The following is a 13,725-nucleotide window of genomic DNA, read 5'->3' on the forward strand; positions in this document are numbered from 1 at the left end:
TCCGATGGCTGTCACTGCTCTCCAACTTCGCGAAGTGTTTCGCGCCGGCCGATCCATCGGCGGCGACCTTGCCGGCGTCACGCCGTCGGCCTACACCGTCCTGGACTCACATCTCCCTGGTGGCGGTTGGCCGCGCGGTGCCGTCACGGAGCTGCAGCTCCGCCAGCACGGCATCGGCGAGATCCGGCTGATCGCGCCGGCCCTTGCCTGCGTGGAGGGGGTGATTGCGTTCGTCGATCCGCCGGCCGATCCCTGTCTGGCTGCGCTTTCCCGGTTCGCCATCGATTCCGATCGACTGCTGGTCGTGCGTCCCACGTCTCCTCAGGACCGACAGTGGGCAGCGGAACAATTGCTGGGCGTGGCCGGTGCCGTACTGCTGTGGGAGTCCGCGCCAACCCAGGACCGGCCGATCCGGCGGTTGCAGGTTGCGGCCGCCCATGGTCGATCGCTCTGCTTCGTGCTGGCACCGCCCGGTGCCCACCCCATCGCTGCGCCATTGCGCCTGGGGCTGACACCGGAAGCTGGCCGGCTGCGGGTCAATATTCTCAAACGCCGTGGTGCCTCTGGCGCCGTACTTCACCTGGATATTGATCGTGACCTGGATAGCGCTTCACTTCCCGCTGCTCGCCCTTGAGGCGCGGCCGGGCAGGGAAGCCGAACCGCGTGTCGTCGTCGAGAACCGAATCGTCGTGCTGGCCAGCGCGGCGGCGCAGGCGGGCGGGATACGTTCGGGAATGTCGCTGGCCACTGCACGAGCACTGGTGCCTTTGCTCGACGTGATCGACCACAGCGTCGTGCAGGTCGACCAGCTGCTCGTGGAACTGGCACCCCGTCTGGCCACAGTGACTTCGCAGGTGGTTTTGAGCCCCGACATCCCGGCGCTGGTCGGGGAGGTCGGAGCCAGTGAGCGTCTGTTCGGCGGCGTGGTCGGCGTGCGGGAGGCGGTGGCGCGCGCCTTTGCCGATACTGCGATCACCTGGCACGAGGCGGTGGCACCAACGCCAATGGCGGCGGAAGTTTTTGCTGTGGCGGCACCGGGCGCGCTGGTGAGCGGGCGGGAGCGTCTGCACGAACTGCTGGGGCACCTGCCTGTGGAAGCGTTGCCGTTGCCGGTGAGCGTGGTTACCGCGCTTCAGCGCATGGGCGTACGGCGAGCCGGTGAGGTGTTCGCTCTGCCGCGGGCAGGCTTGGCTCGGCGATTCGGCAACTCAGTTCTGGTACTGCTCGACCAACTGCAGGGCGACCGGGCGGATCCACGTGCCGCATGGCAAGCACCGGTGGAGTTTGAGCGGCACGTCGCATGGGACTTCGCGGCACCTACAGCAGAGAGCCTGATGTTCCCCTTGCGCCGGTTGCTCGGCGACCTGTCGGCGCACGTGGGTATGCTCGGGCTGCGCGCGACCACTTGGGCGCTGGTGCTGTCCCACGAGAACGCGCCGCCGACGGTGCTTGAGATCGGATCTGCAGTGGGTGCCGCGGATGCGGACGCACTGCTGCTCCTGACGCAAGAGCGACTGCTACGCACGTCGTGGGCTGGGCCAGTACGTGGCGTATCCCTGCGTTTGGTGTCGACGCGTGCGGCTTCGGCGGCGTCGCGGACGTTGTTCCCTGGGCCGGAGGACGCCGCCGAGCGCGCCGACGCGCTGATCGAGAGGTTGAGGGCTCGATTGGGCGATGGGGCCGTGCACGGCATGAGTGTCGTCGCCGACCCGCGTCCGGAGCGTGCTCAGCGGCGAGGAGGTGCCGGTGCGACCCGCGTCGTGGCTGCACCTGCGCCGCGCCGGCCGGTTTGGCTGCTGGCGGTACCACGACCATGGCATGCGGGCGCCGACCAGATACTGGCCGGGCCCGAGCGCATCGAGGGCGGCTGGTGGGACGGTCCCGATGCCCGCCGAGACTACTTCCGGGCTGTTGGGGCCGCCGGTGAGACGGTCTGGGTGTACCAGGATCTGCGCACCGGCGACTGGTTCCTCCACGGCCTGTTCGGATGAGTGCCGTGACTTGCTGGCGGCTACCGGAACGATGCCACGCTGGATACCGGGGGGAACACGACTGTGTTCCGCGAGGGCGAGTAGCGCGCGCCGTGCCGTGCAGCTGCATCGAGACGATCGCGTTCCCAGCCGTCCCGCATGAGTTGAGCCATCACATCGGGAGTGAGTGGAACCGCGTCGGTTTGGTCGATGACCTGCAGGATGGATTCCTCGGCTGGCTGTGCCGGAAGGAGATAGGCCCTCAGTGCGTCGGTCGGGTAGCCCCCGATCGCGCGTCGGCCGATCGCCGGATGTTCGGTGGCCACTTCGAAGAACGCACCGCGCAGCTCGTAGTGTCCGTCCCAGCCAATGACCAGGTGATGAGCGTCTTCCTCGATCTCCTGCGAGAGCCGTTCTCCACGCCAAACGAGGCAACACGCTTGATGTTGGATCGGATCGAGGAGCCAGGCATCACCTATGCCTGTGGAGAAGGCAAGGAAGGGTTGCGACGTCGACGCCTCGCTGCCAGTGCCGATCAGGATGACCTCTCCATTGAGCTCCGCGCGCACGACCTGATCGATGGTGCCTGCCAGGGATCGGTCTTGGCCAATGCCTTCGGTCTCGCGGAAGCACAACGTGACGTGATGCCAGTGCTCATAGCCGGCCATACGTGCCGCGCGGTCGAGGAGTTTGGCATATTGGCCACCCCCGTTGCGCTGCAACGCCTTGGCTTTCTTCTTGAGGGTGTCGACCTTCGAAGCGGTCGTAGGGATAAAACGCATGAGGACTCTCCGCTGATGACGGACGCCAGGTGCTCACGGCCCAGTTCCGCCAACAGGGGGGAATCAGGAGTATTCAGTTGGACGCCGTCCCCGCGCAGGGGTGTGCCTTCGGTGAGCAGCAGGCGCCGGCAAGCGCCGGCAAGGATGCTACCACATGGCCAGCATCTGGGAGGGGGCCGTCGGCGTCACGGTGACCACCAGCCGCTCGGTGGGGAGCGATGCTGATGGACTACACCGAGTTGCACTGTCTCTCGAATCTCTCCTTCCTTCATGGCGTATCCAGTGCGCGGGAGCTGTTCGCGCGTGCCAAGGCGCTGGGTTATACCGCGCTGGCCATGACCGATGAATGCAGTTTCGCCGGGATCGTCCGCGCTTTGGAGGCCTCGCGTGCGACCGAGCTGCCTCTGATTGTCGGCACGGAGATCCGGTTGGACGACGGCGCGCGCATCGTGCTGCTGGCCACCGACGCCCGGGCCTATGCGGCCTTGTGCCGACTGATCACCGTGGCGCGATCGCGTGCGCCCAAGGGCAGCTACCGGGCGTCGTGGTCGGATCTGCCGGCGGAAGATACGGGCGTGCTGGCGCTGCTGGTGGTGACCGACAAGCTCGGCCACGTGGCGGCAGCCGCCGACCGGTGGGCGGGGCAGCTCGCCACGTCCCATCCGGACTCGGCATGGATCGCCGTGGAGCTCCACCGTGGTGACGACGATGCGAGGACATTGGCGGCTCTGCAGGACCTCGGTTACCGGCACGGGCTGCGCTGCGTAGCCACCGGTGACGTGCATATGCACGCGCGCGGGCGGCGGGCGCTGCAGGACACAGTTACAGCCATTCGGATGGGGCAGACCCTCGCGGGTGCCGCCGGCGAGCTCTATCCCAATGGGGAGCGTCATCTGCGCACGCTGGACGAGTTGAGTGGAATCTACCCGGTAGAGCTGCTGGCTGAGACCGCAAACATCGCCGCACGCTGCACGTTCGATCTCAGCACGCTGGGGTATCGACACCCGCACGACGTAGTGCCGCTGGGCCAGTCCCCCACCGACTGGCTCGCCCACCTTGTGGCAGAGGGCGCGCGCCGACGGTGGCCGGCCGGCACGCCGATGGCGATCGCCGCGCAGATCGCGCGCGAGCTGGCGTTGATTGCCGAGCTGGGCTACGAGGCCTTCTTTCTCACTGTCCATGATCTGGTTCGGTTTGCCCGATCGCGGAATATCCTCTGCCAGGGCCGTGGCTCGGCAGCCAATTCCGTCGTTTGCTACGTGCTGGGTATCACCGCCGTGGATCCGGAGCATGGCAACCTTCTGTTCGAGCGATTCCTGTCGCGTGAGCGCGACGAACCTCCTGACATCGACGTGGACTTCGAGCACGAACGACGTGAGGAGGTCATCCAGTACATCTATGCGAGGTATGGGCGCGATCGTGCTGCACTGGCCGCCACACTGATCACCTACAGGCCGCGTAGTGCCGTGCGCGACGTCGGCCGAGCGTTGGGACTCGATTTGGAGCTGGTAGGGCGGCTTGCGCAGCTCGCCGGCCACGAGGTCAGCGAGCTTCCCGCGCGCTGGACGGAAGCGGGCATCGATCCTTCGACGCCCGAGCTACATCGACTGCTCGCGTTGGTTGGCCAGATCGTCGGTATACCGCGGCACCTCTCCCAGCACGTCGGCGGCTTCGTGATCAGTGCGTCGCCGCTCGACAATCTGGTACCGGTCGAGCCGGCAAGCATGGAGGGGCGAACAGTGATCCAGTGGGACAAGGACGACCTTGAGACGATGGGCTTGCTCAAGGTCGACGTGCTGGCCTTGGGCATGTTGTCGGCGATCCGGCGCACGTTCGACCTGCTGCGCGCGCACCGGGGCGAGGATCTCGACCTCGCGGCGATCCCGTCCGATGACCCAGCTACGTACGCGATGCTGCGTCGCGCGGATACGGTTGGTGTGTTCCAGGTGGAGTCGCGTGCGCAGATGAGCATGCTGCCGCGTCTGAGACCCACCTGTTTCTACGACCTGGTGGTGTGCACGGCGATCATTCGGCCAGGCCCGATCCAGGGCGGCATGGTCCACCCGTATCTGCGTCGCCGGCAGGGCAGGGAGAAGGCGACGTATCCGTCGCCGGCAGTGCAAGGTGTGCTCGAGCGCACGCTGGGTGTGCCGATCTTCCAGGAGCAGGTGATGCAGATGGCGGTGGTCGCCGCTGGATTCACGCCTGGCGAGGCCGATCAGCTTCGCCGATCGATGGGTGCGTGGGAGCGCCATGGAACGCTGGACCATTTCCGCACACGGCTACTCGCAGGGATGAACGAACGAGGCTATTCGCCTGCCTATGCAGAGCAGGTGTTCTCGATGATCCGAGGCTTCGGCGCTTACGGTTTCCCTGAGTCCCACGCCGCGAGTTTTGCACTACTCGCCTACGCATCGGCGTGGCTCAAGGCTCACCGGCCGGCAGCTTTTCTCACGGCCCTGCTCAACGCACAACCGATGGGCTTCTACACCCCCGACCAGTTGCTCCAGGACGCGCGCCGCCACGGCATTGAGATTCGTCCGCCGGACGTTCGCTTGTCTGGTTGGGATGCACATCTTGAAGGCAAGGGCTTCAGCTCGCTGCGTCCCGACGATGCGGTTGACCGGCAGGCGGTGCGGTTGGGTCTGCGCGCGATCGTTGGCCTACGTCGCGATAGCGTGACTCGCCTGATACGCGCCCGGGAGGAAGCGCAATTTCGCGATGTCGCGGATATGGCATCCCGTGCCGCGCTAGACCAACGTGACCTGCCGCTACTGGCCGACGCCGGCGCGCTGGAGTCGCTTGCTGGCCACCGGCACATCGCCCGCTGGGTGGCCACCGGCATCGAGGCGACCCTGCCACTGTTCGGCACGGTTGCAGAACCGGTGCCGACGTTGAAGGCACCGGAGCACCACGAACTGCTGATGAGCGACTTCTCGACCATGGGCTTGTCGACAGTGGGCCATCCCATGGGCCTGCATCGACGCGCCTTCGAGATGGCCGGTCTGACCACGCTGGCTGACGCTGCCAGGCTCGCACACCGCACACGTGTCCGTGTCGCGGGTCTGATCGGTATGCGCCAGCAGCCACCGGCAGCGAAAGGGACGGTATTCCTGACGATTGAGGATGAGACGGCCTGGTTGAATGTCGTCCTGTGGCCTGATGTGGCCGAACTGCATCGGGTGGTGTTGCGATCAGCGCCCGTCGTCGTGGTCGACGGGCGCATCGAGCGGGTGGATGGGGTCGTCCATCTTATTGCTGCTGCAGTTACCCCTGCGGTTTCTCGGACAGGGTGACCGTGAGTGAGCAGCCAGGGATGGGACCCTGGTAGCCTCCGTCATTGACGCCGGAGGTGCTGAAGAGCGTCGTGGGCTTACCCAGGGCGACCTTGCCCATCGGCGCTGACTCGCAATGCGAGGTGGCAGGAAGCCTCAACTTCTTTCCACCGGACTTGACCGTGGCTTCCGGTCCCTTGGTCGTTATCCAGGCATCCACACGCACCCCGACATACCCGTCAGGCATCCAGAAAGGCGTGAGTTTGAGTCGGTAGCTGATGTTTGCGTCGTTCAAACCCGTTCCCTGCAGGGTAGACATCTGTCGGCCCACCATGTCGATGGTCTGATTGGCTGCCACGGTGTTACCGCTCGTCAGCTGGATATGGGCGCTGTACTGCGGCGGTGCTGCCGGCGCGGTGCCTTGTGCGGAGACAGCGCCTGTGACCAGAAGACCGAAGAGAACAGAAATGAATCGCATAGAAAACGTCTCCCTGAGACTGAGGTTTCCCCACGAATCCCCTCGCTCAATCAACACGTTGCGTGCGGATTGAAGGAACAGTGCGCGCATGAAGCGGTCATTCCCCACGGGTTACGAAGCCAGAGGAGACCACCCCATGCGCGCGACCGAAGTATTGCAAAACTGCCTGGGTGACGCACTCGGATCGATGCATGCGCTGCGTAGTCGCGCGTTGCTGAACGCCGTAGAAGCCACGGTTCACGGCCGACGTTTGACGCTGATTGACTTGGCACGCGCATGGCAAGGCGCCGAGCGTATTCGCGCTCCGCTGAAGGCATTGGACAGGCTGCTGGGGAACACGCATCTGCATGCTGAGCGCGAGCATATTTACAGTGCGATGACGCGCTGGCTGGTGCGCAGCAAGCAACCTGTGATCGTGGTCGACTGGTCAGATCTAAAGGCCGACCGCAGCTGGCATCTGTTGCGAGCAGCCATACCTGTGGGAGGTCGCACGCTCCCCATTCTGGATATGGTGTTTCCCGCCAGCGAGCAGGGCTCGCCGAAGGCCGAGAAGCACTTTCTGCAACGGCTGGCATGCGTGCTCCCGGACGGCGCCAGCCCGATTCTGGTGACCGATGCCGGCTTCCGGGGACCATGGTTCCGAGCCGTCGAGGCGATGGGTTGGCAATGGCTGGGCCGCTTGCGCAACACCACCTATCTGCGACCTGTTGCGCTGCCAAACAGGCCGGCACCGTGGGAGTCCTGCAAGGCGATGTATCAACGCGCCAAACAAACACCGCAGGATCTTGGACAAATGGAAGTGGCGCGCAGCAAGCCGTTGACCGCGCACGTCGTGCTACATGCCAAGCCCGCTCGCGGGCGTAAACACCGCACCCGACAAGGCTTGCCAGCGCGTGGCTCCTACAGTCGCAACCATGCAAAACGCGAGCGAGAGCCATGGCTACTGATGGCGTCGCCAAGCCTTAGGCTCAGCGCGCGCCAGTTGGTGGCGCTATACGCTCGGCGCATGCAAATCGAGCTGTCGTTTCGTGACCTAAAATCGCATCGTTACGGACAAGCCTTCGAAGACAGTCTCACCCGCAAAGGTCCGCGCATCGCGGTTCTGCTCCTGCTCAGCGCGTTGGCTAGCTTTGCCACATGGTTGGTCGGCATGGCATGCGAGGCGACTGGCGTCGATCAGTGGCTCGCGCCGTTTCGATCCAAGCGCCGTCTGTACTCCATCATGCGACTGGGACGTGAAGCCTTGGTCCGGCGATGGCTACATGTCCCACTCAGTCGAGTGGTGGATCAATTGCGCAAGCCTTCGTCAGCCATGCTCGATCAGATGAGCATTCCCGCATGAATACGTGGGGAAACCTCAGTCCCTGAGAGTGGAATCGCTAGACGGGAACCGCCGGGCTTTATCCCCCAGTTCCCGCAACTCGTTGGTAGAGAAATAATGGCATAGGTCGTGCGACTAGCAGTGGCCGCTGGCCGACCAAGATTACGGAATCTTGCCCTTGCAGTTCGCCAGCACGTGGGCGGGCATGTCTGTTTGACGTGGGTAGCCTTTTTCGACGTAGCTGCGGCGCGTGTCGATGACGTTGGCCGCTATGGTGAGGCAACGCCCCTTGATGTTCTCGCTGATTCCGTCGACGGTGAGCAGACCGGCGATCTGGGTCTCGTAGGTGTATCCGGTGAATGAGCAAGGGAACGCGTCATTCGTTGGCTTGCTGTCGTCCAACATTTTTGCGCTACGCAGCTCACTGCAAGCTTGGTCGAGAAGGATGATGTGCTCGGCGTACCCGTCGCCGAATTTCGGGACTGCGACCATCGAGTGAATCTGGAGAAATGCGCCAAGCATGAGTATCGTCAAGCCGACGAACTGCCAACGCATACGTGAGCTGTTTTGATTCAATGCCATCGCGTGCGTTTCCTTCGACGGGGTCATAATTCCGCGTCACTTAGAAGGGCTGAACCATCGTTGCCAATGGTATCCGGAAGAAGCCAAGCTGCCCGCGGAGCGGGATAAATGCTGGCGCAGGACGTCCCTCGGCCAACTGAAACCCGAAGGGTCCGCTGAACCATGGACTGGGCGAGGAGTCGACACAGTCGACAATGCGCGCGGCCCCGACGATACCGCCGAGGTCGAATTTGTCGGGTAAGGGGATATCGGGAAACCGTGACCTGACGTACGCCAGATCGTCCTTCTGCTCTCGACCCCAGCGCTTACCTGCATGGATGAGGAAGTCACCGCGCTGACGTGTCCGCCAGCGGCGATTTTCGATGTCCTTATAGCCGTGAACGATAAGCCACGCCCAAGGTTGCAGGATTGAAAGCACGAGCATGGAGGTGTCCGTAGGGAGATGGTGAAATGGTGAGACAGGCATCGGCACTACCAGTCCGAACTGCCCGAGGGATCGTCGCACCCGCTACTGCAATCATCGCCGCTGGACGCATTCCCGCCGGCATCGCAGGGTTCTTCATTGGATGGCGACGCATCCTGGTCGCAGTTGAGTTCGTCTGCCACAAGGTCACCGACCAGGGCACCGGTGAGTGACCCGCCTACTGCCGCACCCATCAGCACGCTCCCCGTGGCTTCCGATACCAGCATGCTGGTTGCAAAGTCGCCAAAATCATCGGAGGCATGAGCATTTTCTGTTGCGGAACCACCATTGGATCTGACCGGCGTCGGGCGACCCGCGGAAGCGACCGGCCTGACGTGCGGCACAGTCTTGGCGTGGAACGGTAGAACGACGGCGGTATTCGCCGTGCGCGTTGGGGGGACTTCTGCGCTGGAAGGACGGTCGGAGGTGCTGGATTGCAGTGCGTTGGCAGCAGATGACCAACAGGCCAGTAGTGCCCGACCGCCAAACCACCCAAGGCCTACGACGGCGAGTGCGGTGACAGAACCAGTCAGCACGTTCACCAAGTCATCGGATGGGTGCGCAGGTGCGGCCACTAGCCAAATGAGTACTCCTACGCAGGTTGCGGCGACAAACAGGTCGAGCCACAGGACGGTGGAAGGCGTGTGAGCGCGCTGCGAGAATGGTGTGGCCATGGGAAATCCTCCTTGATGTGGCTACGTCAAATGTACGGTTTTGCAGCCGGATAACCGTTGTGCGTCTGACCGTCGAGCTCGCGCGTGGATAGAAATACCACGTTGCGGGGACGTCCAAAGCGGGGAAATTCCCTCTCTATCGGGGTGTTTTCGCGCCCTTCCACGGTTCCTTCGGTGCCACGATAGTTCAGCGGAACTCGACGGTTCTTTTGGTGGCCGCCGTGAGCAATAAGCTCTCTTGGACATCCCCGGTCGGTGCGTAGCATCAGCAGAGGGACCCGATACTGATACGGACTTCAGGAAATGATTGACACCACCAAGACCGCGCGCACTCTCACTGCCGAGCAGATGGCGGTAGTCAACCATGAGGGTGGCCATGCTCTGGTGGAGGCGGTACCCGGTTCGGGAAAGACCACCGTCCTGGTAGCACGTCTGCGAAGGTTGATCCGCATCGGTCGCGATCCAACCACCATCCTGGCCGTCATGTTCAATAAAGATGCGCAGCTAGGGTTCGTGGCGCGGCTTCGTCGCGTCTGTGGAGAGAAAGATCTGCCCGAAGTACGCACGTTCAACTCTGTCGGAAATGCGATCCTGAAGAGGCTGGTGTCGATGGGTCGGCTTGACGCCTGGCAGCTGAAGCAGGGAAAGAACCTCGAGAGGTTGGCGCGCAACAGTCTCAAAGCCGCGTGGCTGAGTGTCCATGGTCAGGGCTCACAGCCATCCAAGGAACAGTTCCAGGAGTTCCTGCAGTTCATCACGCTGGTTAAGTCGAGCCTGTCTTCGGCAGAAGAGGTTTGGAGGGCGGGAACGTATGCGGTCGCTTGCCGACCGTACGTGCAGGCGTTCGCAAATTTTCTCAAGGAGCAGGACCTTCAGAAGATCATGTTCTTCGACGACCAGATCTATCGTCCGATGGTCGCACTCACGCAAGATCCAGATCTCTGGCAGTACTTCGAAAACCGATATGACGAAATTCTTATCGATGAGCTGCAAGACATCAACGATGTCTGCTTCTTCATGATGCGTGGCCTCGCCGGTAGTCGGGGTAGGGTTCTCGGCTGCGGCGACCCCAATCAGGCGATCTACTCCTGGAGAGGCTCAAGAGTAGCCATCCAAACAGAGGAATTCGCCAATGCGTTCTCGCCGTGCAAACACTTCCCGCTCAGCTACACGTTTCGGTTGGGGAGAGAACTCGCCCTGGTCGCAAATCACCTGATCGTCCACAACCACGAGCGTGGACGCTCGATGATGATTGCTGCTGATGGAAATCCCGAAACTACCGTGGAGACCATTGAGGTCAAGGCGAAGCAGGCGAGCGGGATTGTGGACTTAGTCACCCCGCGCTGGAAGAACGGCACGTTGCGCGACGCGGCAGTGCTCGGGCGCAATTTCAGCCATTTGGTGCCGTACGAAATCGAGCTCGCAGAAGCCGGTATTCCGTACCATGTCTATGGCCGCGTGGGGCTGCTATTCCTTCCCGAGGTCGCGTCACTGGTGTGCGCCGTGTCCCTCGTTGCCGACTACTGGATCATTCCCCCGGACGAGCGTTTCACGTTCCTCTTCAGTCTTCTCACGACACCGACAACCTTTGTCGAGAATCATGTGTTGGAGAGGATTGCGGAGGCTATGGAGCCGGCCACTACAGGTCCGGCTCGCATGGGTTTGCACGCCATCATCTTGGAAGCGGCGGCGCAGGTTCGGAAGAGTCGGTCCAGCGCTGCGACCAACCTGGAGCAGCGCGCCGATGCGGTTCGACTTCTGACGAGTGGTGCGCTGACCGATAAGCCAGCGGGCACCATTGTTCAGGCGTACATCCGAATGACGGGTATGCGCGAAACGATCCAGCGAAGCGCAGCGACGCCGGAGCAGGCGAACGAGATGCTTGGCACGCTGGACGCATTCGTGCGGCTGGCCGAGCGCTCCGGCACAGCGCGCCAGTTCCTGGACGTCCTGAGTCCGCTGGTAGCCCAGAAAGAGGACAAGCCGCCTGAAGGCGATCACCTGCGGCTGACCACTCTCCATCGCTCGAAGGGACTGGAGTGGCCGCTGGTCGCCGTGGTCGGGTTGGCACGTGGAGTATTCCCCGATGGCAACGTCGACACCCTCGAGGAAGATCGGCGGCTGGCGTATGTGGGTTTCACGCGCGCCATCAAGCAGCTTGTGCTGTTCCACCCGGAGGACAGCCTTCTCGCGCGGCTTCGCACGGAACTCGACCTGGTGCCGAGGGGACATGGCAATGCCAGTCCGTTCCTGTACGAGGCTGAACTTGGACTGTCGCGAGCCCTGCACCATGCGATCAAGCAGGAAGCGCCGGTTTCCGTACCCGCCAGGCGGGCGGACGTGGCTGACCGATACCTGGAGCTCGCTGGTGCCACCCATGTTTCAGTCACCCTGTCCGCCGAAGCCGCCGCGGAAGCTGCGCGACGCGCGGCGATCAAGGTATCCGGAGCGTCCATCCCGAGGGGCTTCAGGCTGGCGGTGGGTAGCCAGGTCATGCACCGCTCCTACGGATTGTGTCGGGTGGTGACCGAGTTCCACGCGCCGATCTACCAAGTCGTCAACGTCGACACAGGCGTCCCCTTCAGCGCCGTGCTTGACCAGGAAAACGGTTGGCACCTCTATGGCGATGCGGCTCAAGCCATGTCCGGCGGTGTTGAAAGTCAGTCGCAGGATACGCGACGCGAGGGTAGTAGCCTGCCTTCCGCGAGTGGTGCCCGCTGACGTTCGGTGATCGTCGAAACCACGGTTTGGACGTCGGGCTGACGGGTGCTATTCCTGAGGTATGCCCCTGACTCGGTGGCCATCGGATTTAGGAAGACGCCATGGAACTCTCGCTCGACACTTTCAACACCGCGCTCGCCGGGATCAAGTGCCCCATGGTGCTGGATCACAAGGCGCTCGAAACCGTGATCGCACGCAAGGGGATGGGTACGGTACTCAGGGCCATCGATGAAGCGGCGGCCGACAACGCCGCTGCCATCGTTGCGCTACGCAATTACGGACAGGTGGCTGGGTTCCTAGCGCAGCTTACGCGGTGCGGCCTCCGGGGCACTACGTACGATCAGGGCGCAAGCGTCCTTCGTGCGCAGGGTCTGGACGCCGTGCGCACCGTGGTGAGCGGCGCGCTCCGCGGCGACGCCCTGCATCGGCGCCAGTTAAGTCAATGGCTGTGCGATGCCGCTGACCAGGAATCGGGACAGGGCGCGGCCGGAGTCGAAACCGCGCCAGCTCCGGTACCAGCAGCAGCGACTGCCGCGTCGAGCCCGAGGCCGCGTTCTGCAGGTCAAGTGGAAAGGGCAGGCGCCACTCCGATCAACCCGACTGTCGCGTCCCAGCAGGGGGCGGTGCCCCCTCGTCATGGAACCCAACCGGTGTCCGTGGCGCGCAACAGTATGCCGCCTCCCAACGCCCACCAGAACCAGCGCCGCGATGCGGAACCGCCGCGAGGATCTGACTTCGGTCGCCATTCCGACGAGCCCCCGATGCGCGACAACGTCCACCGCATTTACCGCGACGACCGTGACGAGCCACGGAGTCGGTCCGGCGGTGAGGGCGACGATGCTCCCCAACGGACGTCTGCGCCGCGCGGGAACAGTGAATCCGGGACGCGGCAATACCTGCAGGCCAAGGCGCATGGTGGCCGCGCGGCACTTACGTTCGACGCGACGACCAACCGCCATGACGAACCGACCGTCTGCGTCGAAGCAGCCGAGGGCTCCAACAAAGTCTACGACTGGAAGAACAAGTTGCGATTCCAGCTCACCCGCAACGAATTCGAGCTGATGACCTCGCTGCTGTATCACGACCTGGAGGGCGTGCGATTCTCGAACCACGACGACAAGTGGCTCAGCGCCGACTGGCAGACGGGGCAGTACGCCGGCACGATCAAGTTCACGTTGGGCAAGGGAAAGGCGAACGAGTTCGCGCCGCGCACCTGCCAGGTCGACGAGAATTCCATCGGCGAGGTACTGGACGTGTTCCTGAAGCAGATGGCGTTGCTTCGAGGGTGCCGAGAGGACGAGGTGCGAGGACGCTGCATTGTCACGACCCGGATGCATCTCGCTAAGCAGCAGGCGCGAGGCAACCGCCAGCAGCAGGGCCAGTCGACGGGTGGTGGCCAGCAGCGTAGTTACGGTTAACATCGAGTAGCCCGGCGCAGGATGCCCGGGCAGTCATGGGT

Annotated in this window: 11 protein-coding genes; 6 read left to right on the top strand and 5 right to left on the bottom strand. The window is 63.4% G+C overall.

The annotated features are described in order from the left end of the window. The first annotated feature begins 4 nt into the window (after positions 1-4). Entirely contained in the window at positions 5-634 is a 630-nt protein-coding gene (gene imuA / locus IMW82_RS13805; RefSeq protein WP_211004931.1) for a translesion DNA synthesis-associated protein ImuA, read from the top strand. Continuing rightward, positions 594-1,991 (top strand): DNA polymerase Y family protein, encoded by a 1,398-nt coding sequence (locus tag IMW82_RS13810; RefSeq protein WP_211004932.1) that lies wholly within the window; start codon positions 594-596, stop codon positions 1,989-1,991. Before imuA ends, IMW82_RS13810 begins: the two co-directional genes overlap by 41 nt. A gap of 20 nt (positions 1,992-2,011) precedes the next feature. Here the strand turns inward: IMW82_RS13810 and IMW82_RS13815 are convergent, their stop codons facing one another. Then, complete coding sequence (locus IMW82_RS13815; protein WP_211004933.1) at positions 2,012-2,752, bottom strand: hypothetical protein; 741 nt, start codon at positions 2,750-2,752, stop codon at positions 2,012-2,014. Positions 2,753-2,976: 224 nt separating this feature from the next. Here IMW82_RS13815 and IMW82_RS13820 point away from each other — a divergent pair, with 224 nt between their 5' ends. After that, positions 2,977-6,048 (top strand): error-prone DNA polymerase, encoded by a 3,072-nt coding sequence (locus tag IMW82_RS13820; RefSeq protein WP_211004934.1) that lies wholly within the window; start codon positions 2,977-2,979, stop codon positions 6,046-6,048. On the opposite strand, the gene IMW82_RS13825 is transcribed toward IMW82_RS13820, so the two are convergent. Then, a complete protein-coding gene (locus IMW82_RS13825; RefSeq protein WP_211004935.1) occupies positions 6,020-6,595 on the bottom strand; it encodes a hypothetical protein in 576 nt (191 codons plus the stop codon). The genes IMW82_RS13820 and IMW82_RS13825 overlap by 29 nt on opposite strands. Before the next feature lie 46 nt (positions 6,596-6,641). Between IMW82_RS13825 and IMW82_RS13830 the strand changes: the two genes are divergently transcribed. Then, complete coding sequence (locus IMW82_RS13830) at positions 6,642-7,847, top strand: IS4 family transposase (protein ID WP_211004936.1); 1,206 nt, start codon at positions 6,642-6,644, stop codon at positions 7,845-7,847. Between the two features lie 141 nt (positions 7,848-7,988). Here the strand turns inward: IMW82_RS13830 and IMW82_RS13835 are convergent, their stop codons facing one another. From IMW82_RS13835 to IMW82_RS13845, 3 genes are read right to left on the bottom strand one after another with little or no spacing between them, the layout of a single operon-like run. Continuing rightward, positions 7,989-8,408, bottom strand: coding sequence for a hypothetical protein (locus IMW82_RS13835; RefSeq protein WP_211004937.1), 420 nt, complete (start codon positions 8,406-8,408; stop codon positions 7,989-7,991). A 40-nt stretch (positions 8,409-8,448) separates the two neighbouring features. Further along, entirely contained in the window at positions 8,449-8,832 is a 384-nt protein-coding gene (locus tag IMW82_RS13840; protein WP_211004938.1) for an ASCH domain-containing protein, read from the bottom strand. Positions 8,833-8,879: 47 nt separating this feature from the next. After that, a complete protein-coding gene (locus tag IMW82_RS13845) occupies positions 8,880-9,545 on the bottom strand; it encodes a hypothetical protein (RefSeq protein ID WP_211004939.1) in 666 nt (221 codons plus the stop codon). Between the two features lie 303 nt (positions 9,546-9,848). On the opposite strand from IMW82_RS13845, the gene IMW82_RS13850 reads away from it, so the two are divergent. Both IMW82_RS13850 and IMW82_RS13855 read left to right on the top strand, forming a co-directional pair. Next, entirely contained in the window at positions 9,849-12,266 is a 2,418-nt protein-coding gene (locus tag IMW82_RS13850) for an ATP-dependent helicase (RefSeq protein ID WP_211004940.1), read from the top strand. Positions 12,267-12,367: 101 nt separating this feature from the next. Next, positions 12,368-13,684: a hypothetical protein gene (locus IMW82_RS13855; protein ID WP_211004941.1), complete on the top strand. Its 1,317-nt coding sequence runs from the start codon at positions 12,368-12,370 to the stop codon at positions 13,682-13,684. Positions 13,685-13,725 lie beyond the last annotated feature (41 nt).

Source organism: Rhodanobacter sp. B2A1Ga4, from assembly GCF_018101315.1.
GTDB classification, from domain to species: domain Bacteria; phylum Pseudomonadota; class Gammaproteobacteria; order Xanthomonadales; family Rhodanobacteraceae; genus Rhodanobacter; species Rhodanobacter thiooxydans_A.